The 22117-nt window shown below is 72.3% G+C and carries 21 protein-coding genes; 11 read left to right on the forward strand and 10 right to left on the reverse strand.

What is annotated here, in order from left to right; all coding sequences use genetic code 11:
- The first annotated feature begins 21 nt into the window (after positions 1–21).
- Positions 22–3603 (forward strand): cobaltochelatase subunit CobN, encoded by a 3582-nt coding sequence (locus AMY39116_RS0333170; RefSeq protein WP_020421903.1) that lies wholly within the window; start codon positions 22–24, stop codon positions 3601–3603.
- Positions 3600–4385, forward strand: coding sequence for a LamB/YcsF family protein (locus AMY39116_RS0333175; protein ID WP_020421904.1), 786 nt, complete (start codon positions 3600–3602; stop codon positions 4383–4385). Before AMY39116_RS0333170 ends, AMY39116_RS0333175 begins: the two co-directional genes overlap by 4 nt.
- Here AMY39116_RS0333175 and AMY39116_RS0333180 read toward each other — a convergent pair.
- Together AMY39116_RS0333180 and AMY39116_RS0333185 are read right to left on the reverse strand one after the other, a co-directional pair.
- Positions 4351–5586: a cytochrome P450 gene (locus tag AMY39116_RS0333180; RefSeq protein ID WP_020421905.1), complete on the reverse strand. Its 1236-nt coding sequence runs from the start codon at positions 5584–5586 to the stop codon at positions 4351–4353. The two genes, AMY39116_RS0333175 and AMY39116_RS0333180, sit on opposite strands and share 35 nt — an antisense overlap.
- Positions 5586–6332: an alpha/beta fold hydrolase gene (locus AMY39116_RS0333185; RefSeq protein WP_020421906.1), complete on the reverse strand. Its 747-nt coding sequence runs from the start codon at positions 6330–6332 to the stop codon at positions 5586–5588. The genes AMY39116_RS0333180 and AMY39116_RS0333185 overlap by 1 nt, the downstream gene beginning before the upstream one ends.
- Before the next feature lie 86 nt (positions 6333–6418).
- Between AMY39116_RS0333185 and AMY39116_RS0333190 the strand changes: the two genes are divergently transcribed.
- A complete protein-coding gene (locus tag AMY39116_RS0333190) occupies positions 6419–6829 on the forward strand; it encodes a hypothetical protein (protein ID WP_020421907.1) in 411 nt (136 codons plus the stop codon).
- Positions 6830–6957: 128 nt separating this feature from the next.
- Here AMY39116_RS0333190 and AMY39116_RS0333195 read toward each other — a convergent pair whose 3' ends face one another.
- The 4 genes from AMY39116_RS0333195 to AMY39116_RS0333210 are packed head-to-tail and all read right to left on the reverse strand — an operon-like array spanning position 6958 to position 9415.
- A complete protein-coding gene (locus AMY39116_RS0333195; protein WP_020421908.1) occupies positions 6958–7182 on the reverse strand; it encodes a hypothetical protein in 225 nt (74 codons plus the stop codon).
- Positions 7182–7406: a non-oxidative hydroxyarylic acid decarboxylases subunit D gene (locus tag AMY39116_RS0333200; protein WP_020421909.1), complete on the reverse strand. Its 225-nt coding sequence runs from the start codon at positions 7404–7406 to the stop codon at positions 7182–7184. The genes AMY39116_RS0333195 and AMY39116_RS0333200 overlap by 1 nt, the downstream gene beginning before the upstream one ends.
- A 10-nt stretch (positions 7407–7416) precedes the next feature.
- The gene (locus AMY39116_RS0333205; RefSeq protein ID WP_020421910.1) at positions 7417–8838 is read right to left on the reverse strand and encodes a non-oxidative hydroxyarylic acid decarboxylases subunit C; all 1422 of its coding nucleotides are present in this window, start codon (positions 8836–8838) and stop codon (positions 7417–7419) included.
- A 10-nt stretch (positions 8839–8848) separates the two neighbouring features.
- Positions 8849–9415 (reverse strand): non-oxidative hydroxyarylic acid decarboxylases subunit B, encoded by a 567-nt coding sequence (locus AMY39116_RS0333210; protein WP_020421911.1) that lies wholly within the window; start codon positions 9413–9415, stop codon positions 8849–8851.
- 57 nt (positions 9416–9472) lie between these two features.
- Between AMY39116_RS0333210 and AMY39116_RS0333215 the strand changes: the two genes are divergently transcribed.
- On the forward strand, positions 9473–9886 hold the full coding sequence (locus AMY39116_RS0333215; protein WP_020421912.1) for a MarR family winged helix-turn-helix transcriptional regulator: 414 nt from the start codon (positions 9473–9475) through the stop codon (positions 9884–9886).
- Between the two features lie 18 nt (positions 9887–9904).
- On the opposite strand, the gene AMY39116_RS44890 is transcribed toward AMY39116_RS0333215, so the two are convergent.
- On the reverse strand, positions 9905–10858 hold the full coding sequence (locus AMY39116_RS44890) for a hypothetical protein (RefSeq protein WP_020421913.1): 954 nt from the start codon (positions 10856–10858) through the stop codon (positions 9905–9907).
- 45 nt (positions 10859–10903) lie between these two features.
- Positions 10904–11152 carry a hypothetical protein gene (locus tag AMY39116_RS0333225; protein ID WP_020421914.1) on the reverse strand — a complete coding sequence of 83 codons (249 nt, stop codon included), beginning with the start codon at positions 11150–11152 and terminating at the stop codon, positions 10904–10906.
- Positions 11153–11308: 156 nt separating this feature from the next.
- On the opposite strand from AMY39116_RS0333225, the gene AMY39116_RS0333230 reads away from it, so the two are divergent.
- The 4 genes from AMY39116_RS0333230 (at position 11309) to AMY39116_RS44040 (ending at position 17664) form a co-directional block, all read left to right on the forward strand.
- Positions 11309–13660: a Tex family protein gene (locus AMY39116_RS0333230; protein ID WP_020421915.1), complete on the forward strand. Its 2352-nt coding sequence runs from the start codon at positions 11309–11311 to the stop codon at positions 13658–13660.
- Between the two features lie 28 nt (positions 13661–13688).
- On the forward strand, positions 13689–14132 hold the full coding sequence (locus AMY39116_RS0333235) for a DUF6401 family natural product biosynthesis protein (RefSeq protein WP_020421916.1): 444 nt from the start codon (positions 13689–13691) through the stop codon (positions 14130–14132).
- An 86-nt stretch (positions 14133–14218) separates the two neighbouring features.
- On the forward strand, positions 14219–17053 hold the full coding sequence (locus AMY39116_RS44035; RefSeq protein WP_020421917.1) for a BTAD domain-containing putative transcriptional regulator: 2835 nt from the start codon (positions 14219–14221) through the stop codon (positions 17051–17053).
- The gene (locus AMY39116_RS44040) at positions 17050–17664 is read left to right on the forward strand and encodes an SDR family oxidoreductase (protein WP_039791895.1); all 615 of its coding nucleotides are present in this window, start codon (positions 17050–17052) and stop codon (positions 17662–17664) included. The genes AMY39116_RS44035 and AMY39116_RS44040 overlap by 4 nt, the downstream gene beginning before the upstream one ends.
- On the opposite strand, the gene AMY39116_RS0333250 is transcribed toward AMY39116_RS44040, so the two are convergent.
- Positions 17658–18119 carry an Lrp/AsnC family transcriptional regulator gene (locus tag AMY39116_RS0333250; protein WP_020421918.1) on the reverse strand — a complete coding sequence of 154 codons (462 nt, stop codon included), beginning with the start codon at positions 18117–18119 and terminating at the stop codon, positions 17658–17660. The two genes, AMY39116_RS44040 and AMY39116_RS0333250, sit on opposite strands and share 7 nt — an antisense overlap.
- A gap of 79 nt (positions 18120–18198) precedes the next feature.
- On the opposite strand from AMY39116_RS0333250, the gene AMY39116_RS0333255 reads away from it, so the two are divergent.
- Complete coding sequence (locus AMY39116_RS0333255; RefSeq protein WP_039791896.1) at positions 18199–19206, forward strand: Glu/Leu/Phe/Val dehydrogenase dimerization domain-containing protein; 1008 nt, start codon at positions 18199–18201, stop codon at positions 19204–19206.
- A 575-nt stretch (positions 19207–19781) separates the two neighbouring features.
- Here AMY39116_RS0333255 and AMY39116_RS0333260 read toward each other — a convergent pair.
- Positions 19782–20162 carry a helix-turn-helix domain-containing protein gene (locus tag AMY39116_RS0333260; RefSeq protein WP_020421920.1) on the reverse strand — a complete coding sequence of 127 codons (381 nt, stop codon included), beginning with the start codon at positions 20160–20162 and terminating at the stop codon, positions 19782–19784.
- Between the two features lie 56 nt (positions 20163–20218).
- Between AMY39116_RS0333260 and AMY39116_RS0333265 the strand changes: the two genes are divergently transcribed.
- Together AMY39116_RS0333265 and AMY39116_RS0333270 are read left to right on the forward strand one after the other, a co-directional pair.
- On the forward strand, positions 20219–20839 hold the full coding sequence (locus tag AMY39116_RS0333265; RefSeq protein WP_020421921.1) for an NAD(P)-dependent oxidoreductase: 621 nt from the start codon (positions 20219–20221) through the stop codon (positions 20837–20839).
- A gap of 518 nt (positions 20840–21357) precedes the next feature.
- Entirely contained in the window at positions 21358–21924 is a 567-nt protein-coding gene (locus AMY39116_RS0333270) for an NADPH-dependent FMN reductase (RefSeq protein ID WP_039791897.1), read from the forward strand.
- Positions 21925–22117: the final 193 nt, after the last annotated feature.

Genomic DNA, 22117 nt, shown 5'->3' on the forward strand with positions numbered 1-22117 from the left:
GAGACCTAGGAGGGAACCCGCGTGATCCTGCTGCTGTCCACTTCGGACACCGACCTGCTCAGCGCCCGGACCAGCGAGGCCGGTTACACGCTGGCCAACCCGGCCCGGCTCGACCTGGCCGAGCTCCCCGGCCTGCTGGCGGACGCCGACGTCGTCGTGGTCCGCATCCTGGGATCGGCGCGGACCTGGCAGGAGGGCCTGGACACGGTCCGGGCGAGCGGGAAGCACGTGGTGGTCCTGGGCGGTGAGCAGACGCCGGACGCCGAGCTGATGGCGTTGTCCACCGTGCCCGCCGGCATCGCCACCGAGGCGCACGCCTACCTCGCGCAGGGCGGGCCGGACAACCTCACCCAGCTGCACCGGTTCCTCTCCGACACGCTGCTGCTCACCGGTGACGGCTTCGAGCCGCCCGCCGAGCAGCCGGCGTGGGGTGTGCTGGAGCGCACACCGAGCCGTACCGACGGCCCGGTGGTGGCGATCCTCTACTACCGCGCCCACCACCTGTCCGGGAACACCCGGTTCGTCGAGGCGCTGGCCGAGGCGGTCGAGGACGCGGGCGGGCAGGCCCTGCCGATCTACTGCGCGTCGCTGCGCTCCCGTGAGCCGGAGATGATGGCCGAGCTGCGCAAGGCCGACGCGCTGCTGGTCACGGTGCTCGCGGCGGGCGGCACCCGGCCGTCCGAGGTGGGCGCCGGTGGCGACGACGAGGCGTGGGACGTCGCCGAGCTGGCCGCGCTGGACGTGCCGACGCTGCAGGCGCTGTGCCTGACCAGCGACCGCGCGACCTGGGAGGACAACGACGACGGCCTCTCCCCGCTGGACGCGGGCAACCAGATGGCGGTGCCGGAGTTCGACGGCCGCCTGATCACCGTGCCGTTCTCGTTCAAGGAGATCGACGACGACGGCCTGCCGCACTACGTGCCGGACCCGGAGCGCGCCGCGCGGGTCGCGGGCATCGCGCTCGCGCACGCCCGCCTGCGCCACACCCCGCCGTCGGAGCGCCGGATCGTGCTGATGCTGTCGGCGTACCCGACGAAGCACTCGCGGGTCGGCAACGCGGTGGGCCTGGACACCCCGGCCTCGGCGATCGAGCTGCTGCGCCGCATGCGCGCGCAGGGCTACGACCTCGGCGACGAGCCGTTCCCCGGCGTGGAGCCGACCGGCACCGACCAGCCGGACGGCGACGCGCTCATCCACGCGCTGATCGCCGCGGGCGGTCAGGACCCGGAGTGGCTGACCGAGGAGCAGCTGTCAGGCAACCCGATCCGAGTGCCGGCCGCGCGCTACCGCGAGTGGTTCGCCGCGCTGCCGGAGGACCTGCGCGCCGAGATCGAGGAGCACTGGGGCCCGCCGCCGGGCGACCTGTACGTGGACCGCTCGTCCAATCCGGACGGTGACATCGTGCTGGCCTCGCTGCGGGCCGGGAACGTCGTGCTGATGATCCAGCCGCCACGCGGGTTCGGCGAGAACCCGGTGGCGATCTACCACAACCCGGACCTGCCGCCGAGCCACCACTACCTCGCCTGCTACCGGTGGATCGAGGAGGAGTTCGGCGCGCACGCGGTGGTCCACCTGGGCAAGCACGGGTCACTGGAGTGGCTGCCGGGCAAGAACGCCGGGCTGTCCGCGGCGTGCGGCCCGGACGCGGTGCTGGGCAACCTGCCGCTGATCTACCCGTTCCTGATCAACGACCCGGGCGAGGGCGCGCAGGCGAAGCGGCGTGCGCACGCCACGATCGTCGACCACCTGATCCCGCCGATGGCGCGCGCGGAGAGCTACGGCGACCTGGCCCGGCTGGAGCAGCTGCTCGACGAGCACGCGAACATCGCGGCGATGGACCCGGCGAAGCTGCCCGCGATCCGCCAGCAGATCTGGACGCTGATCCAGGCCGCCAAGCTGGACCACGACCTCGGCGTGGCGGAGCGGCCGCACGACGCCGAGTTCGACGACTTCCTGCTGCACATCGACGGCTGGCTGTGCGAGGTCAAGGACGCGCAGATCCGCGACGGGCTGCACATCCTCGGCGCGGCGCCGACCGGTGAGGCGCGGGTGAACCTGGTGCTGGCGATGCTGCGGGCGCAGCAGATGTGGGGCGGCCAGGCGGGTGCGGTGCCCGGCCTGCGGTCCGTGCTGGGGCTCACCGACGGCGCGCCGACGTCCGAAGTGGACGCGATCGAGGCGTGGGCCCGTGCCCTGGTCGAGGCGATGGAGAAGCGGGACTGGGCGCCGTCGGCGGTCGCGGAGGTGGCTTCCGATCCGGAGGTCGCGCGGGTGCTGACGTTCGCGGCCACCGAGATCGTGCCGCGGCTGGCCGGGACGTCGGCCGAGATCGATTCGGTGCTGCACGCACTGGACGGCGGGTACATCGCCGCCGGGCCGAGCGGTTCGCCGCTGCGCGGGCTGGTCAACGTGCTGCCGACCGGCCGCAACTTCTACACGGTGGACCCGAAGGCGATCCCGAGCCGCCTGGCGTGGGAGACCGGGCAGGCGCTGGCGGAGTCGCTGCTGCGCCGCTACCGCGAGGACACCGGCGACTGGCCGAAGTCGGTCGGCCTGTCGGTGTGGGGCACGTCGGCGATGCGGACCTCCGGCGACGACGCGGCGGAAGTGCTGGCGCTGCTGGGTGTGCAGCCGGTGTGGGACGACGCGTCCCGCCGGGTGACCGGGCTGGAGCCGATCCCGCTCGCCGAGCTCGGCCGCCCGCGCATCGACGTGACCGTGCGGATCAGCGGGTTCTTCCGGGACGCGTTCCCGCACGTGGTGGCCCTGCTGGACGACGCGGTGCGGCTGGCGGCGTCGCTGGACGAGCCCGCGTCGGACAACTTCGTGCGCGCGCACGTGCAGGCCGATCTGGCCGCGCACGGTGATGAGCGCCGGGCCACGACGCGGATCTTCGGCTCCAAGCCGGGCGCGTACGGCGCGGGAATCCTGCCGCTGCTGGACTCGGGCAACTGGCGGGACGACGCCGACCTGGCCGAGGTGTACGCGACCTGGGGCGGCTACGCCTACGGGCGGGGCCTGGACGGCGTCGAGGCGCGGCCGGACATGGAGAGCGCGTACCGGCGCATCGAGGTGGCGGCGAAGAACACCGACACGCGTGAGCACGACATCGCCGACTCGGACGACTACTTCCAGTACCACGGCGGCATGATCGCGTTCACACGCGCGCTGACCGGCAAGGCTCCCGCGTCGTACGTGGGCGATTCGACGAGCCCGGACGCGGTGCGAACGCGGTCGCTGTCGGAGGAGACGGCCCGCGTGTTCCGCGCCAGGGTGGTCAACCCGCGCTGGATCGCGGCGATGCGCAAGCACGGCTACAAGGGCGCGTTCGAGCTCGCGGCCACGGTGGACTACCTGTTCGGCTTCGACGCCACCGCCGGGGTCGTGCAGGACTGGATGTACGAAAAGCTGTCCCAGTCGTACGTCCTCGACCAGCAGAACCAGGAGTTCCTCGCGAAGGCCAACCCGTGGGCGCTGCGCGGCATCATCGAGCGGCTCACCGAGGCCGCCGACCGCGGCCTGTGGGCGGACCCGGACCCGGAGCTGCTGGGGCAGTTGCGCGAGGTGTACCTGCGGACCGAAGGTGAGCTGGAGGGCGAGTGACCGGGGTGGACCTGAACGCGGATCTCGGTGAGGGGTTCGGGATCTGGCACCTCACCGAAGACGACGCGCTGCTGGAGATCGTGTCCAGCGCGAACGTGGCGTGTGGTTTCCACGCGGGGGACCCGAGCGTGCTGCGGCGCGTGACGGCTTCCGCGGCCGCGCGGGGCGTGACTGTCGGGGCGCAGGTGGCGTACCGGGATCTGGCCGGTTTCGGGCGGCGGTTCATGGACGTGCCGCCGGACGAGCTGGCGAACGACGTGCTGTACCAGATCGGCGCTCTCGACGCGTTCGCTCGGGTGGCCGGCACGCGGGTGGCGTACGTGAAGCCGCACGGTGCGCTGTACAACGCGATCGTGCACCACGCGGAGCAGGCCGCGGCGGTGGTCGAGGCGGTGCGGATGTTCGACCCGTCGCTGCCGGTGCTGGGGTTGCCGGGTTCGGAGTGGTTGCGGCAGGCGGAAAAGGCGGGCCTGCGCCCGGTGCGCGAGGCGTTCGCCGACCGGGCCTACACGCCGTCCGGAACGCTTGTCTCGCGCCGCGAGCCGGGCGCGGTGATCCACGACGCCGACGAGGTGGTCCGGCGATGCGTGCGGATGGCGACCGAGGGTGTGATCACGGCGATCGACGGCTCAGAGGTGAAGGTGGAGCCGGAGTCGATCTGCCTGCACGGGGACACCCCCGGGGCGGTCGAGATCGGCCGTCAGGTACGCGCGGCCCTGCTGAACGCCGGAGTCGAAGTCCGGTCGTTCACCAGCGCAGCGGCAGGTGCGTCACCCCGTTGATGAAGTTCGACGTCAGCCGCCGCACCTCACCGTCCAGCCGGACCTCGGGCAGCATCCGCAGGAACTCCCGGAAGAACACCCGCATCTGCAGCCGCCCGAAGTGCGCGCCCAGGCACAGGTGTGGCCCCTGCCCGAACGCGAGGTGGTCGTTCGGCGTGCGCGAGACATCGAACCGATAGGGATCCGGGAACTGCCGCTCGTCGTAGTGCGCCGACGCGAAGTACACGACGACCTTGTCCCCGGCGGCGATCCGCTGCCCGCCCAGCTCCGTGTCGACAGCGGCGGTGCGGCGGAACGTCAGCACCGGCGGGTGCCACCGCAGCATTTCCTCCACCGCGGACGGCAGCAGCGACGGGTCGGCCCGCAACCGCCGGTACTCGCCCGGGTTCTGCACCAGCGCCAGCACCCCGCCGGGCAACGCGCTGCGCACCGTGTCGTTCCCGGCGATCACCATGAGGAAGAAGAACATCCGCAACTCGGCGTCGTCCAGCGACCGGCCGTCCACAGTGGCCTGGACCAGCGCCGTCATCAGGTCCTCCGCGGGGTCCCGCCGCTTGGCCTCGGCCAGCTCCTGCGCGTAGTCGAACATGTCGGCCAGCAGCGCGGGCGAGCGCGGGTTGAGCGGTTTGCCGTCCGGGCCGCGCACGACCTCGGCGTGCTCCGGGTCCTGGTAGCCGATGACACGGTTGGTCCACTTCAGCAGCAACCCACGGTCCCGCGGCGGCACCCCGATCAGGTCGGCCAGGTTGAGCAGCGGGAAGTCGTCGGTCACCTCGACCGGCAGATCGCACCGGCCGCGCGGCACCACCGCCCCGATCAACGCGCGGGCCCGCTCGGCGATCTGCTCCGCCGAGCGTTCCAGCCGCCGCCGCGTGAACACCGCGGCCACGATGCGCCGCAACCGGTTGTGCTCCGGCGGGTCCATGTTGAGGATCATGCGCCGGATGAACGTGAGGTCGTCCGGCTCGGGGTCGCGGATCTGCGTCGCCCCGAGCCAGGACGAGAACACCTCCGGCGTGCGCAGCACGTGCTTCACGTCGGCGTACCGCGTCACCGCCCAGTAGCCGGGCCCGGACGGCCAGTCCAGCACCTCGTGTTCCTCTTGCCATGCGACCGGTTCGGTGTCGCGCAGGCGGCGCAGCTCGTCGTGCGGCACGCCGCGGGCGAACACCCGCGGGTCGAAGACGTCCACATCGGACATCAGTGCTCGTCCAGGAACACTTCGATCATGTTGGCCACCGTCACCGGCACCTCGTCGGCCGCGTAGTGCCCGGCGTCGGGCAGCACCTCCAGCTCCAGCTTCGGGTACCACTGCCCGAACGTCGCCAGCATGACCTCTTCGCTCAGCGCCGGGTCGTGCTCGCCGACGACCACCTTGATCGGCACCTCGTTGCCCGCGATCCGCTCCGAGAAGTCGGTCTTCGCCCACGCCTCCAGGTAGGCGCCGAACGCGGCCTTGTCGGAGTTCTCCAGCGAGTGCAGGACCATGCCGTCGAGCCACGAGTCGGGGTGGCGGCCGCCGGTGGTGAAGTCGATGATCGCGCGGCGGCTCGACGGGTCCTCGGCCGCGCTGCTGAACAGGCCCCAGGTGTCGGCGTCCATCGGCACCCCGCTCGCGGGCACCGGGGAGATCCCGAACAGCGACCGGACTCGCTCGGGCGCCTCGGCGAGGATGTACTGCATGACGCTGCCGCCCATCGAGTGCCCGACCAGGGAGAACCGGTCGATGCCCAGTTCGTCGGCGAGCAGCAGCACGTCCCCGGCCGCCTCCGCGATGGTGTGCGTGCCCGCCTCGTCCTTGCGCGTGCCGTAGCCGCGGTAGTCGGGGAAGTAGTAGCTGAACCGCTCGGCGTCGAGGTGCGGGGTGAGCTCCTCCCACGCCTTCGACGACCCGAACCAGCCGTGCAGCACGAGAACGACGTGCTCGCCGGTGCCGACCCGCTCCATCTGCGCCCTCCAAGTCCTCGCTGACCCGTGCAGTTGGGAGCTTGGCACAGTCGCGGCGGGTTGGCACGGACCAGCAGAATGATCTCGTGAACTCCCTGCTCACCCGGCTGCCCGAGTGGCTGACCACGGTCCCCTACGAGGGCTCCCGGATCCCCGGCGCGCCCGGCGACCCGGCGGCGGGCGCGAACTGCCAGGTCTACGCCTACGCGGTGCTCCGCCACTTCGGGCTCGCCGCGCCGGACCTGCGGTCACGGGAACTGTGGCACGACACGGCCTCGACCAGCCCGGTGACCGAGCCGGCGCCGCTGGACCTGGCGCTGTTCAACCGGACCGCGGACCCGTTCGGCGCACACCTGGGCGTCTGGACGGACGACGACCGCGTCCTGCACCTCTGCGCGGAGATCGGCACGCCGGCGGTGTGGACGCTGACGCAGTTCGCGGCCCGCGAGCGCTACCGCACGCTGATCGGCTTCAAACGCTGCCACCCCGCCGGCTGACTGAACTCGCCGACCCGCCGCTGCCCGGCTCCGGCAGCCCTCGATGCGCTGCCCCTCGCCGGGGTAGCGGTCGGGCGTTTCGCCTCGTCCGCCATCCCTCCAGCGCAACGAGGGTCGCCGATCGCGGACTACACCGACCGGTGGAACGTGAACGGCCACTGCGCCACCGGCCGCGCCACCAGTTCCGCCGGCGGCTCCGGCAGCCGCGCCTTGCCACGCGCGATCACCACCACCCGGTCCCGCCCGCCGAGGTAGACGTCGGCCGGCCCGGGCACGTTCTCGACGACCCAGCGCGCCAGCGCGTCACGCCCGCCGGGCACCGCGCGCACCTCCCACATCAGCGTGTCCGCCATCAGCGCACCCGCAGCGGCGGCACGGCGGGCACCTCGGGCGCGTTGTCGATGTCCGCCTGGGTCATCCGGAACTCCTGCGGGTAGTGCTCCCGGCTCGTGCGCCGCGGCGGCTCCGTCGTCCGCCACGTGTAGAGGCACCGCCGGCACTGCAGCACCTCCCACACCCCGGCGACCGGCGAGTCCGCCAGTTTCTCCTCGACCTCGAACTCACAACGTGGGCACATCGGATTCTCCTTACCGCGCCAGCATTCCCTGCAACTTGGTCAGCCAGGCAGCGGCCTCGGGCAGGTCGCGCACGGGCTGGCTGTAGTGACCGCGGTCGTCGGGCGCCACCGGGGTGGTCGCGTCGATGATCATCTTGTTCGTGATGCCGGCGGGCTGCGAACCGGGGTCCAGCTCCAGCACCGGCAGGTTCGGGATGTTCACCAGGTCGCCCGCCGGGTTGACCTTTGTGGACAGCGCCCACATCACCTGCGGCAGGTTGAACGGGTCGACGTCCTCGTCGACCATGATCACCGTCTTGACGTACCCGAGCCCGTGCGGCGTGGTCATCGCCCGCATCCCGACGGCCTTCGCGAACCCGCCGTAGCGCTTCTTCGTCGAGATGATCGCCAGCAGCCCGTGCGTGTACATGGCGTTGACCGCCTGCACCTCCGGGAAGGCCTCCTTGAGCTGCTGGTAGATCGGCACGCAGGTGTTCGCCGCCATCAGAAAGTCGATCTCGGTCCACGGCATGCCGAGGTACAGCGACTCGAACACCGGGTTCGTCCGGTGGTGAATGCGGTCGATTCGCACCACCGTCATGTTCCGGCCGCCCGAGTAGTGGCCGGTGAACTCGCCGAACGGCCCCTCGATCTCGCGCTTGCGGCCCTCGATGACGCCTTCCAGGACCACCTCCGAGCCCCACGGCACGTCGAGCCCGGTCAGCGGCGCGGTCGCGATCGGGGCAGGCGCGCCGCGCAGGGCGCCGGCCATCTCGTACTCGCTCTGGTCGTAGGCCATCGGGGTGGCCGCGACGATCGAGATCACCGGCTCGTTGCCCAGCGCGATCGCGACCGGCAGGTCCTCGCCGTTCTCCTCGGCCTTGGCCAGGTGCAGCGCGATGTCGTGCATCGGCACCGGCTGGAGCCCCAGCTTGGCGCGGCCCTTGACCTGCATCCGGTACACCCCGACGTTCTGCTTGCCGAAGTGGTCCGGATCGGCCGGATCGCGGGACACGACCGCGGCCTTGTCCAGGTAGAAGCCGCCGTCGCCGTCGTTGAGCCGGAACAGCGGCAGCACCCGGAACAGGTCGACGTCGTCACCTTCCAGCACGTTCTCCGCCCACGGCGGGTTCGCGCGCCGCTCCGGCGGCACCGGGAAATCCTCCCAGCGCCGGATGAACTCGGCGACCTGGTCCTTGATCCCGGTCTGCGGCGGCAGTCCCATCGCGAGCGCGTGGTTGGCCCAGGAGCCGTGCACGTTGAGCGCGATCCGGGCGTCGGTGAAGCCGGTGACGTTGTCGAAGTACAGCGCGGGCGCCTTGTCGCCGAGGCGCGGGGCGGCGTTGGCGGCGGCGCCGAGGTCGGGTTCGGGCGCGACCTCCTCGGTGATCCGCAGCAGCTGCCCGTGTTCGTCCAAAGTGTCCAGGAACGAGCGGAAGTCGTCGTAGGGCACGGGTTTCCTCCTATCGGTGCAGGCCGGACCAGCGGCGGGCGCGGGGCGCGGGCAGGTCGAACTGGTCCAGCACGCGGGCGACGACGTGGTCGACGATGTCGTCCACGGAGTCCGGGTGGTTGTAGAAGGCGGGCATCGGCGGCACGACGCGCACGCCCATCCGCGCCAGCGCGAGCAGGTTCTCCAGGTGGATCTCGCTCAGCGGCGTCTCGCGCGGCACCAGGACGAGCTGGCGGCGTTCCTTGAGCACGACGTCGGCCGCGCGGCCGACCAGCCCGTCGGCGTACCCCGCGCGGATCCCGGCGACGGTCTTCATGCTGCACGGGACGACGACCATGCCGTCGGTGCGGAACGAGCCGGACGAGATCGGCGCGGCCTGGTCCCCCGCGCCGTGCACGACGTCGGCGAGCTTGCCGACTTCCCGTGCGCTGTAAGGGGTTTCCAGCTCGATGGTGGTGCGCGCCCAGCGGGAGAGCACCAGGTGCGTCTCGACGTCGGGCAGGTCGCGGAGCGCTTCGAGCAGCCGGACGCCGAAGGGTGCGCCCGTCGCCCCGGTCATGCCGACGATCAGCCGCATCGCGCCCTCCCTGTTAGTTCGTATACGAACCTTTCGTACGCACACTAACATGCGCTCATGACAGCTGTCGACGAAGCCGTGTTCCACGTCATGCGCCGTGCTCTGCAGGAACACGGCGCGCGCTGGCAGGCGGAGCTGCCCGTGCTGACGAAGCCGCAGTACGCGGTCCTGAAGGCGATCGCCGAGGGCGACGACGTGGACCAGGCGAGCGCGGGCCAGCAGGCGGCGATCGACAAGGCGACACTGGCGAACCTGATGCTGCGGCTGGAACAGCGCGGCCTGATCACGCGCACGATCGGCACCGATCGGCGCCGCCGCATCCTGCGGCTGACCAGCGCGGGCGAAGCCGCCCTGCGCGACGCCGACCCGGTCGCGCGCGAGGTGGACGAGTCGATGCTGAGCCGACTGAGCGCCGCGGAGCGCGCCGAACTGCACCGGCTCCTGCTGAAGCTCAGCCCACCGCCGACGTGACCGTCGCCCGCCTCGTCGTCAGCGCGCCGCTGCCCCGTCCGACGCCGGCGCGGCCACCGCCGAAGCACCCGCCACGAGGAGGACCATTCCGCACACCGCGCCGGCCAGCGACACGGCGGCGAACAGTGCGCTCACGGCACCGTTGTTGCTCAGCGCGATGTGCGTCGGCCCGGAGGTGACCGCCACCCCGGTGCCTGCCCAGGCCACCGCGACCCGCGGCAGCACGCGGCCCGAACCCCGGCGCCGCACCAGGCTCAGCACCGCGACGGCGCCCCCGGCGACCAGCAGGCCTTGCGCGAGCAGGAAGGACTTCTGCCCGGCGGTGTCGAACCCGGCCGGCCCGCCCCAGCGCGCCCCGGACACCGACCACGCGAGGAGCATCGCCGCGTAACCGAGAACGACCACCGCGGCCGGTGTCACGAACCGCCCGGGCCGCCGCGGGGCCAGCTCCGGCACCCGGATCCGGAACACCACTGGCCACCGGTCCCGCGCGTAGCCGACGAACGCGGCCAGCAACCCGACGGCCTGCGCCACGAACCCGCCGTACACCACGGCGTAGACCCAGCCCTGCAGCCCGTTGTCCGCCGGCGCCGGGGAACCACCCAGCACCACCTGCGCGACCAGCCCCACCGGCAGGCCGAGCGCGATCGGCGCGAGCAGTCCCGTCGCCGCCCAGATCGGCCCCAGCACCAGCACCCGCGGCAGCCGCCTGCCCCACGGGAAGGTCAGCGCGAGCACGAGCGCGATGGCCGCCAGCTCCATCAGCCCGGTGATCACGTCCCCCACCAGGTGCCGCGCTTCCAGCAGTTCCGCGGCTCCGGCGGCGGTGGCGGCACCGGCGCTGCTCCCGGACAGCCACATCACCTTCAGCGCGAGGTACGGCACGCAGGCCGCGATCGTCGCGCAACAGATCCCCAGCCGGACCGGCCCCGGCCCGCTCCGCCGCACGTCAACGGCCCCCATCGTCACCATGACCGGGAACGTATCGGCGCGGAACTGAGATCGCGCTGAGGCCGCTCAGGGGCACTCCTCCTCCGCGTCGTTCTGCCACAGCATCGCCGCGTGCAGGGCCGCGATCAGCCGTTCGTCGTCGGCCACGCTCGGCTCGCTGCCCAGCGGGATCCAGCGCTGGCACACCTCGCGGCCGTCCTCGTACCCCGTCAGCAGCATCCCCGGGTACGACAACGTCACCGGCTCGCCGTCCGGCCCGTCCACGTCGACCCGCCGGAGGTGCATCGCCACCCGCACCTGCCGCTTCCCGCCCATCCGCACCTGCCCACCTCGACCCCGGTATCCCGAGGTCGCGGCCGGGCCCGCGTTGGTTACCGCGCCGATCCTCCCGATTCGGCAACGGCGGGCACCCCTTCCGTGCCGCGCCCGGTCGGCGCAGGCAGAATTGGCCCCCGCAACCGCGAGCAGGGAGTGATCAGCATCGTGACAGTGGCCGTGCAGTCGATCGAGCAGAAGATCGCCGAGGAGCTCGGCGTCCGCGAAGGGCAGGTCAAGGCCGCCGTGGACCTGCTCGACGGCGGGGCGACCGTGCCGTTCATCGCGCGGTACCGCAAGGAGGTGACCGGCGCGCTGGACGACGCCCAGCTGCGCACGCTGGAGGACCGGCTGCGTTACCTGCGGGAGCTCGACGAGCGCCGGGCCGCGATCCTCGAATCGATCGACAGCCAGGGCAAGCTCACCGAGGAGCTGGCCGAGGCGATCCGCGCCGCGGACACCAAAGCCCGGCTGGAGGACATCTACCTGCCCTACAAGCCGAAGCGGCGCACGAAGGCGCAGATCGCCCGCGAGGCCGGCCTGGAGCCGCTGGCCGACGGCCTGTTGAACGACCCGAACACCGACCCGCAGGCCGCCGCGGCCGTGTTCGTCGACCCCGAGAAGGGCGTCGCGGACGCGCAGGCCGCGCTGGACGGGGCTCGCGCGATCCTGGTCGAGCGCTTCGGCGAGGACGCCGACCTGATCGGCGAGCTGCGCGAGAAGATGTGGTCGGAGGGCTACTTCTCGTCGAAGGTCCGCCAGGGCAAGGAGACCGAGGGCGCGAAGTTCGCCGACTACTTCGACTTCGCCGAGCCGTTCACGAAGATGCCCTCGCACCGGGTGCTGGCGATGCTGCGCGGCGAGAAGGAGGAGGTTCTCGACCTCACCGTCGAGCCGGAAGAACCCAGCGACGAGCCGAAGGTGGGCCCCTCGGACTACGAGCGCCGCATCGCGCAGCGCTTCGGCATCACGAACGAGGGCCGCCCGGCCGACAAGTGGCTGCAGGACACCGTGCGGTGGGCCTGGCGCACCAAGATCCTCCTGCACCTCGGCATCGACCTGCGGATGCGGCTGCGCCAGAAGGCCGAGGAGGACGCGGTGAACGTGTTCGCCGCGAACCTGCGCGACCTGCTGCTGGCCGCGCCCGCAGGCACCCGCGCCACGATGGGCCTCGACCCGGGTTTCCGCACCGGCGTGAAGGTCGCCGTCGTGGACGCGACCGGCAAGGTCGTCAACACCCACACGATCTACCCGCACCAGCCGCAGAACCGCTGGGACCAGTCGATCGACGAGCTGGCCAAGCTCTGCGCCGCCCACTCGGTGGACCTGATCGCGATCGGCAACGGCACCGCGTCCCGGGAGACCGACAAGCTCGCCATCGAGCTGATCAAGCGGCACCCCGAGCTGAAGCTGACCAAGGCCGTCGTCTCGGAGGCGGGCGCGTCGGTCTACTCGGCGTCCGCGTTCGCCTCGCAGGAGCTGCCCGAGCTGGACGTCTCGCTGCGCGGCGCGGTGTCGATCGCGCGGCGCCTGCAGGACCCGCTGGCCGAGCTGGTGAAAATCGACCCCAAGTCGATCGGCGTCGGGCAGTACCAGCACGACGTGTCCGAGGTGGCGCTGTCCCGCTCGCTGGACGCGGTGGTCGAGGACTGCGTGAACGCGGTCGGCGTGGACGTCAACACCGCGTCGACTCCGCTGCTGACCAGGGTCTCCGGCATCACCGCCGGCCTGGCCGAGAACATCGTCAACCACCGCGACACGCACGGCCCGTTCCGGTCGCGCTCGGCGCTGAAGGACGTCGCGCGGCTGGGCCCGAAGGCGTTCGAGCAGTGCGCCGGCTTCCTGCGGATCCGCGGCGGCGACGACCCGCTGGACTCCTCCAGCGTGCACCCCGAGGCCTACCCGGTCGTGCGGCGGATCCTGTCGAAGACCGGCATCGAGCTGCGGGAGCTGATCGGCAACGAGCGGGTGCTGCGCAAGCTGCGCCCGGAGGACTTCGTCGACGAGACCTTCGGTCTGCCGACCGTCACCGACATCCTCGCCGAGCTGGAGAAACCCGGCCGCGACCCGCGCCCGGCGTTCAAGACCGCGACGTTCGCCGAGGGTGTGGAGAAGATCGGCGACCTCAAGCCGGGCATGCGGCTGGAGGGCGTGGTGACGAACGTGGCCGCGTTCGGGGCGTTCGTCGACATCGGGGTGCACCAGGACGGCCTGGTGCACGTGTCGGCGATGTCGAAGAACTTCGTCAAGGACCCGCGTGAGGTAGTCAAGCCGGGTGACATCGTCAAGGTGAAGGTGCTCGAGGTGGACATCCCGCGCAAGCGGATCTCGCTGACCCTGCGCCTGGACGACGAGGTCGGCGGCGGCCGCGCCAAACCCGCTGGTGGCGGCGGCGGGGAGCGCCGTGGCGGGCAGCCGCGCAAGGGCGGTCAGCCGAAGCGGCGCGAGCCCGCCGGCGGCGGCGGTGCGCTGGCCGACGCACTCCGGAAGGCCGGCTACGGTCGCTAAAACGCCGTTCAGGGTTCATCATCGAGGGGTGCAGTGGGCCGACTCCCTGGCAGATCGATCCGCGCGGCGTTGGCTGCGCGGGATCGCCGGGCGGCTCGACTCCGGCTGGCAGGCGCTGGCCGGAGACCCCTCGGTGTGGCGGGCGTTCGGCAGGCACCTGGCCGCTGTCGACGACGCGGTGCGGTGCGAGCAGGACATGGTCCCGCGCCAGGAGCCGGTGAGCAGGCTCGTCCTGCTGGCCGGTCACGCGCACGACGTGTGGACCGAGGCGGCGGAGGTGGACTGGCAACCGCCCGCGGATCCCGGCGACTGGACCGACCGGGAGTGGACGGGGCTGCGCCTGCTCGCCTGCCTCCGCCTCGCGGCCGACGAGCCGCGCGGCCCGAAGCTGCCCGCGGCCGCGGAATTCGCCCGGAGCCGTCCTGCCGGAACCGGTGAACAAGTGAACAATCGGCGCGAATACTTCCGCTGAAATTCGGGAAAAAGCCGCCGAACGGCACTGGTGAATCGTTGACGGGCTTGCCTAGTATCGGATTTCCTTTTTTCCGGTCGGGGGCGATGCCGTTGGTGTTCTTCCGCATCCTGGGACCGCTCGAAGCGGAGGCCGGGGGCCGTCGCGTGCCGCTCGGCGGCCCGAAACCGCGCCTGCTGCTGGCCGCCCTGCTGCTCCAGCCCGGCGTCGTGGTGTCCGCCGACGCGCTGACGGACGTGCTGTGGCCGGGGCGCGCGCCGCGGTCCGCCGCCGCGAACCTGCGCACCTATGTGCACGGCCTGCGCCGCGTGCTCGGCGACCGCATCGAAAGCGGCCCGGGCGGGTACCAGCTGCACGCCGGGCCGGACGAGCTGGACGCGACGCTCGCCGAGCGGCTCGTGGCGCGGGCGCGTGCCGAAGAGGCGCCGTCGCTGCTCGACCGGGCGGCCGCGCTGTGGCGCGGCGAGGTGCTGGAAGACCTGCCGCACCACCACACCTGGTCGTCCGCCGTCGCGCGGCTGAGCGAGCTGCGGTTGTCGGTGCAGGAGGAACGGTTGCGGTTCCACGTCTCGGCCGGGCGGCACGCCGAGGCGATCGTGGAACTGCGTGGCCTGCTGGCCGAACAGCCGTTGCGGGAGGAGCTGTGGCGGCTGCTCGTCGTCGCGCTGGGCGCGAGCGGGCGACAGGGTGAGGCGCTGGCCGCGTACGCCGAAGCCGAGCGCGTGCTGCGCGCGGAGCTGGATGCCGAGCCGGGCGTGCGGCTGCGGCAGGCGGCGGCCGAACTGGACGCGCCGGCGCCGGTGTGCCAGCTGCCGCTGGACCTGTTCGACTTCACCGGCCGCGAGACGGGGCTCGCGGAGCTGACCGGCTTGATGGACGGCGAGCACCCCGCCGTCGTGGTGCTGTCCGGGCCGCCCGGCGCGGGGAAGTCGGCGCTGGCCGTGCACGCCGCCCACGCCGTGCGCGACCGCTACCCCGACGGCCAGCTGTACGTGGACCTGCGTGGCACGTCGGACTCGCCGCGGCGGCCGCTGGACGTGCTGGCCGAACTGCTACACGCGCTCGGCGTGCCGGACGCGGGGATCCCGCGCGGGCTCGACGAGCGGTCGGCATTGCTGCGGTCGCGGCTGGTGGGACGGCGGGTGTGCGTGGTGCTCGACGACGCGGGCAGCGCCGCGCAGGTGCGGCCGCTGCTGCCCGGCGCGGGCGCGGCCGCGGTGCTGGTGACCAGCCGGGGCAGGCTGCCCGACCTCACCGTCGCCCGGCACGTCGACGTCGGCGTGCTGACGGCCGCGGAGGCCACGGAGCTGCTGGGCCGGATCGCCGGGGCCGGCCGGGTGGCGGCCGAACCCGAGGCGGCGGCCGGGATCGTCGAGGCGTGCGGCCGGTTGCCACTGGCGATCCGCATCGCCGGAGCACGGCTTTCCCACCATCGCGAATGGACACTCCGCGCGCTTGCCGCCCGGTTGGCCGACGAGCGCCGTCGCTTGGACGAGCTGCGGGTCGGCGACCTGGCGGTGCGGGCGAGCCTCGCGCTGAGCCACGACCAGCTGCCCGGCAGCTGCGCCCGGGCGTTCCGCGCGCTGGGCGGGCTCGGGCCGCTGCCGTTCCCCGGCTGGGTGGTCGGGGCGCTGCTCGGGCGGGAGCACGCGGACGACGTGCTGGACGTGCTGGTCGACGCGCACCTGGTCGAGCTGGTCGGCGACCAGCCCCGGTACCGGCTGCACGACCTGGTGCGCTGCTACGCGCGGGAACTCGGGGAGCCGGATCCGGACGGCGTCCGCCGTGTGGTCGAGGGGTACCTCTCGCTCGCCACTGAGGCGGCGGAGCGGATGCCGGTCCGCTTCTTCGGCGCCGCGCCGGAGCCGAGGTCGGCGGACTGGTGGCGCCCGGACCAGCTGGACGATCCGGTGGCGTGGTTCGCGGGCGAGCGACCGGCGCCGCTCGTCGAACTGGCGGTGGCCCACGGTCTCGACGCGCTGGCGTGGCGGCTGGCGGCGGCGTTCACCCCGTACTTCGACCTGCGCGGGCACCACGAGGACTGGCGCCGCACGCACGAACTGGCGCTGGGCGCGGCCGAGCGGGCGGGCGAGCCGCGCGGGCAGGCGCTGGTGCTGCGCAACCTCGGGCAGCTCGAGGTCTACCAGGACGACTACACCGCCGCGCGCGAGGCGTTCGAGCGGTCGCTGGCGTTGTTCCGGAGCATCGGCGACGACCAGGGCGCGGCCGTCGCGCTGGCCGGGTTGAGCACGATCCGGCGCGTCGCGGGCGAGCACGAGATGGCACTTTCGCACTGCCACGACGCGCTGGAGCTGTTCATCCGCAGTGGCGACCGGCATGGCGAGGCGGTGGTGCGGATCGCGATCGGCTCGGTGTGGCTGGCGCGGGGCTGCCACGCGACGGCCGAGCGCTGGTTCACCGACGCGCGTGAGGCGTGTGTCGAGATCGGTGACCGGCACCGCGAGGCGCACGCCCGGCACCGGATGGCGTTGCTGCACCAGCAACGCGGCAACCTCGGACGGGCCCGCGAGGAGCTGGACCGGGCGATCGCGATCTTCGGCGAGCTGGGCGACGACCACTGCGTGGGCTACGCGCACCAGAGCCTCGGGGAGCTGTGCCTGCGCAGCGGCGACCTCGCGCACGCGAAGCTCCTGCTGGTGAACTCGCTGTCGGTGCACCGGCGCGACGGCGACCGGCGGTCCGAGGCCGAAGCGGGGCAGCTGCTTGGCGAGTTGCACGAACGGCTCGGACAGGTGCGCGAGGCTCACGGCCTGTTCCGGCGATCGCTGGAGATCTGGTCGGAGCTCGGCGCCGAAGAAGCGGCGGCCGCGCTGCGGGAACGGTTGAGTCACCACCCATTGACCATGATCGCGGGCGGGTCCATCCTGGTGCCCTCCGAGAGAGCCGGGAGGCAGCCATGAGCACCTTCGTCGTGGTCGGCGGCGCCGGGCGGACCGGCCGCCGGATCGGGGAACGGCTCGCGAGCGGCGGTCACCGGGTGGTGGTGGCGAGCCGGAGTTCGGAGCCCCCGCTGGACCTGACGGCGAAACCGGACCCGGCGCTCTTCGCCGGCGCCGAGGGGGTCGTGATCGTCGCGGAGCCGCCGAAGGAGCCGGACGCGGCGGAGGCCGCGATGCACGGCGGCGTCTCGGCGATCGCGGAAATCGCGGCGCGCGAGGACATCCCGGTGGTGCTGGTGTCCCAGATCTACCTGACGCGGCCGGCGGAGCACCCGGAGATGAGCGCGCGCATCGAGGCCCGCGCCAGGGGCGAGCAGGCGCTGCGGGAGAGCGGCGCGCAGTACACGATCGTGCGGCCGAGCTGGCTGCACGACCTGCCCGCCGCCGGGGTGCGCGTCGAGCAGGGCGACACCGGCGAGGGCCGGGTCTCGCGCGACGCGGTGGCCGACGCCGTCGTGGCCGCGTTGTTCGACCCGTCGGCGTCGGGCAAGACGTTCGAGCTGTACGACGACGAGGACTCGCCGCGGCCGGACTGGCCGTCGGTGTTCGCCGCGCTGCACCCCGATCAGTGACCGGGTAGCGGGTCCAGCACCTGCTTGCTGTGGTGCTGGTAGATGATCGACGTCCGGAACGTGACCATCTCCCTGCGGCTGGTGAACCGCTCGAGCAGGAACGCGTGCAGGTGGTCGATGTCCTGCGCGGTGACGTGCACGAGGAAGTCGTCGCTGCCCGCGATCGTGAAGACCGAGATGACCTCGGGCAGCTCGGCGAGCGAGCGTTCGAACGCGTCCACCACGTCCCGCGTCAGCGGCCGGATCTGCGCCGCGACGATCGCCTGCACGCCGCGGTTGAGGGCGCCGAGGTCGATGTCGGCGTGGTAGCCGCGGATCACGCCGCGCTTGCGCAGCAGGCGGATCCGTTCCAGACAGGTCGACGGCGCGATGCCGACCTTGCGCGCGATGTCCCGGTTCGACTGCCGCGCATCCTCCTGCAGAAGCCGCACGATCGCCGAATCAAGTTCATCCATGTTCGCAGCTCCGATGGTCGTGCCGAATATCGTTCGGCGGCGGCGCTTCGTGGTTGTGCATCAGCCTAGCTTTTCGCGCATGGAGCATGAAGAGGTGAAAGTCCGGCGCGGTCCCCGCTCGGGGCTGCCGGTCGTCGTCGCGATCCACTCCCGTGCGCTCGGCCCCGCGGCCGGCGGCATCCGGCTGCGCCGGTACCCGGACTGGCGGGACGGCCTGGCGGACGCGTTGCGCCTGTCCGAGGCGATGACCGACAAGAACGCGGCCGCCGGGCTGGATTTCGGCGGTGGGAAGACGGTGATCGCGCTCGGGCCGGGGACGGAGCTGACGCCGTCGCTGCGGGAGGCGGCGCTGCTCGACGTGGGCGAGCTGATCGAGTCGTTCGGGGGCACGTACTTCGGCGGCCCGGACGTCGGGACGGGTCCGGACGACATGGTGGTGGTGCGGCGCTCGACGTCGCGGGTGTTCTGCCTGCCGCCGGAGCACGGCGGGACGGGTTCGTCGAGCATCCCGACCGCACTGGGGGTGTTCGCGGCGCTGCGGGCCGGGGCGCGGCACGTGTTCGGCAGCGCCGAACTGACCGGCCGCACCGTGGTGATCAGCGGGCTGGGCTCGGTGGGCGCGCTGGTGGCGCAACACGTGGCGGCGGCGGGCGCGCGGGTGGTCGTGTCCGATGTGGACCCGGCGAAGCGCGCTTCCGGCTACGAGTGGGTGGATCCGGAGAAGGCGCTGCGCACGCCCGCGGACATCGTGGTGCCGGCCGCGGTGGGTGGCGTGCTGTCCGCTGAGCTGGTGCCCGAGCTGTCCGCGCCGCTGATCGTCGGCCCGGCGAACAACCAGCTCACGTCCGAGACGGTCGCGGACGACCTGGCCGCGCGGGGAATCGTGTGGGTGCCGGACTTCATCGCCAGCGCGGGCGGCGCGGTGGACACGCTGCTGCGCGAGGTGGAAGGCCTGCCACACGAGGAAGCGACCGCCCGCGTGGAGGCGATCGGCACCACGGTGTCCGAGGTGCTGGCTTCCGCGCGGGACAAGGAAACCACCCCGCTGCGGGAAGCACGAGCCCGGGTAGCGGCCCGGCTGGCCTGACACGCACCCGGGTGACGACCCGGCTGGTCTGACACGCGCCCGGGTGGCGGGTCGGCTGGCCTGACACGCGCCCAGGTGGCGGGTCGGCTGGCCTGACACGCGCCCGGGTAGCGGCCCGGCTGGTCTGATGATGGCGGCGCCGATCGGTCACGTCTCGTGGCAGATCAGCGCCGCCCCACTCGTTGTCCGCGCTGCCCATCCACCGCGGCACCGGCAGCGCTCCTGCCCCGGAATCGCCGCCCACCTGTCCGACCGTTGGCCGCTCCATCCACAACAGCCCCAAGCGGCCGCCCCGTCACCACGCCCGGCCAACCGCCGCCATTCCATCCACCACAACGCCAACAGCTGCCCTACCGCCGACAAACCACCACCCACCCTGACCAACCGCTCCCTTCACCACAGCCCGCGCGCCCCTGCCCCTGGAATCGCCGCCCGCCTGCCCAACCACCGGCCATTCCCATCACCACAACACCCACCCCCGGAACCGCCGCCCACCCGCCAATCCCCATCACCACAACAGCCGCAGCAGCCCCACCGCCGGAACTGCCGCCCACCTGTAAGTCCACATCGGACATTCACCGCGCCTCGCACAGCCGATCGTCGTAGGCCTCGCGCGCGTCGAGCAGTTCCTCCCAGTGCTCGCCGACCCAGGCGCACACCACCTTCATCGGCTCCAGCATGCTGCGCCCCAGGGCCGTGAGCTCGTACTCGACGCGCGGCGGCGTGCCGGGGTGGCTGGCGCGGCGGACGAGCCCGTCGCGTTCAAGGCGGCGCAGCGATTTCGTCAGCCCTTTCGGGGTGCCCCGTCGCAGGGGCACCCGCAATTCGGAGAAGCGCCGTGGACCGTGCTCGAGGCACGCGATCACCAGCGGGGCCCACTTGTCGCCGAAGCGGATCGGCGTCAGGCCCGACGGGCAGAGCTCGTCGAACATGTCCGGTGGCAGGGGTTCGCGCATACTGCCACGGTAATCGGTATCCGAGAGGAAACCGGGACGCTGGCTACGGTCTCGCCATGAGCAGAATCGTGATTTTCGGCGCCGGCGGGCGCGCGGGACGGCAGGCGGTCGCGGAGGCCGCGCGGCGCGGGCACGAGGTGACGGCGGTGGTGCGCGACCCAGCGAAGCACCGGGCGCCAGACGGGGTCGAGCTGGTGGCCGGCGACGTCACGGACGCGAATTCGGTGGCCTCGCTGGTGAAGGACCAGGACGCGGTGATCTCAGCGGCCGCGGTCTACGGGGCGGGCACCGACCCGCAAGCATTCTTCACCTCGTCGGGACGCGCACTGGCCGCGTCCGGCGCGGCGCGGGTGATCGTCGTCGGCCTGTCGTCACTGGCGCCGGACGCGGCGGGCCGGCCGCTGAAAGATGCCCCCGGTTTCCCGGCAGAGTTCCGCCCGTTCATCGCAGCGCACGCCGTCGGCCTGGACCTGTTGCGCGCCAGCGACCTGGACTGGCTCTACGTGAGCCCCGCGGGAGACTTCGACCACGAGGGCGACCGCACCGGCTCATACCGGGTGGCGGCCGCCGGCGACCCGGAGGCGCGCGTGTCCTACGCGGACTTCGCGATCGCCCTGGTGGACGAGGCATCAAACCCCCGGCACCGGCGGCAACACCTCCTGATCACCGGCGCCTGATCAAGGCGCCCCACGGCCACGCGCCGGTGGAGGCAACACCGGCCGCCACCGGCGCCCAACCACCTACGCGCCAGCCGCCACGGCAGCACCCCGCCGAGCACCGGCGCTCCCCGCAGCCACACGCCGGCACGGCAAGACGTGCCGACCACCGTCACCTGGCCGACACTCCACGCGAACACGTCCCGACACGCCAACACTCGCCAGCCACCGACGCCCAACCAACACTCCACAGGCTCCCGCGCCGGTGCGGCAACACCTGACGATCACCGGCGCCCAACCAACCCTCCCTACGCGCCAGCCGCCACGGCAGCACCCCGCCGAGCACCGGCGCTCCCTCGGCCGCGTGCCGGCGTGGTCTCGCACCCCCGTCAGCGCGCGCCGCCACCCCAGCGCCCAACGGTCAGTGGCCCGCACCCCTTCGGTACCACCACTCCACCGACTCTCGAAGTTTGACCGCACATAACCGCTGATCAGAAGTTCTTGACCTCTAGTAATGTCGAGGTTACATCCTGGTCCGCATGGAACCTCTTGATGTTGCGGTGATCGTCGGAAGCACCCGGGACGGCCGGTTCGGCCCGGTGGTGGCGCAGTGGTTCGCCAGGCAGGCGGCCGAGCACGGCGAGTTCCGGGTCGACGTGATCGACCTGGCCGACGCGAATCTCCCCGCCGCCCTGTCCGGCCGGCCGACTCCCGAGGTGGCGGCGGTCAGCGAGCGCTTGGAGAAGGCGGACGCGTTCGTCATGGTGACACCGGAGTACAACCACAGCTACCCGGCATCGCTGAAGACTCTGCTGGACTGGCACGGCACGCAGTGGCAGGCGAAGCCGGTGGCGTTCGTGTCGTACGGCGGGTTGTCCGGCGGATTGCGTGCGGTGGAGCACCTGCGCCCCGTCTTCGCCGAGCTGCACGCGGCGACCATCCGGGAGACAGTGAGTTTCCACGGCGCCTGGAGCCAGTTCGACGACCAGGGCGAGCTGATCGACCCCGACGGCCCGACGGCAGCAGCGAAGGCGCTGCTCGACCAGCTCGCATGGTGGGCACACGCCCTGCGAGACGCACGGCGCGTCCGCCCATACGCAAGCTGACCATGGCCGAGTCGTGACGGGGGCGGCTGGGGGTCGCCCCGTCACGCTCACGACAACCACGGCAGCCGGGCGGCCTTCCGACACCCGGCGGCCCATGTCGCCACAGCTCGCCGGCACCCCCGCTCCGCCGGGCTCGACCTCGGCCCGCCGACTCGACCTCGGCCCGCCGACTCGACCTCGGCCCACCGGGCTT

The organism is Amycolatopsis sp. ATCC 39116, from assembly GCF_000231075.2.
GTDB classification, from domain to species: Bacteria; Actinomycetota; Actinomycetes; order Mycobacteriales; family Pseudonocardiaceae; genus Amycolatopsis_E; species Amycolatopsis_E tucumanensis.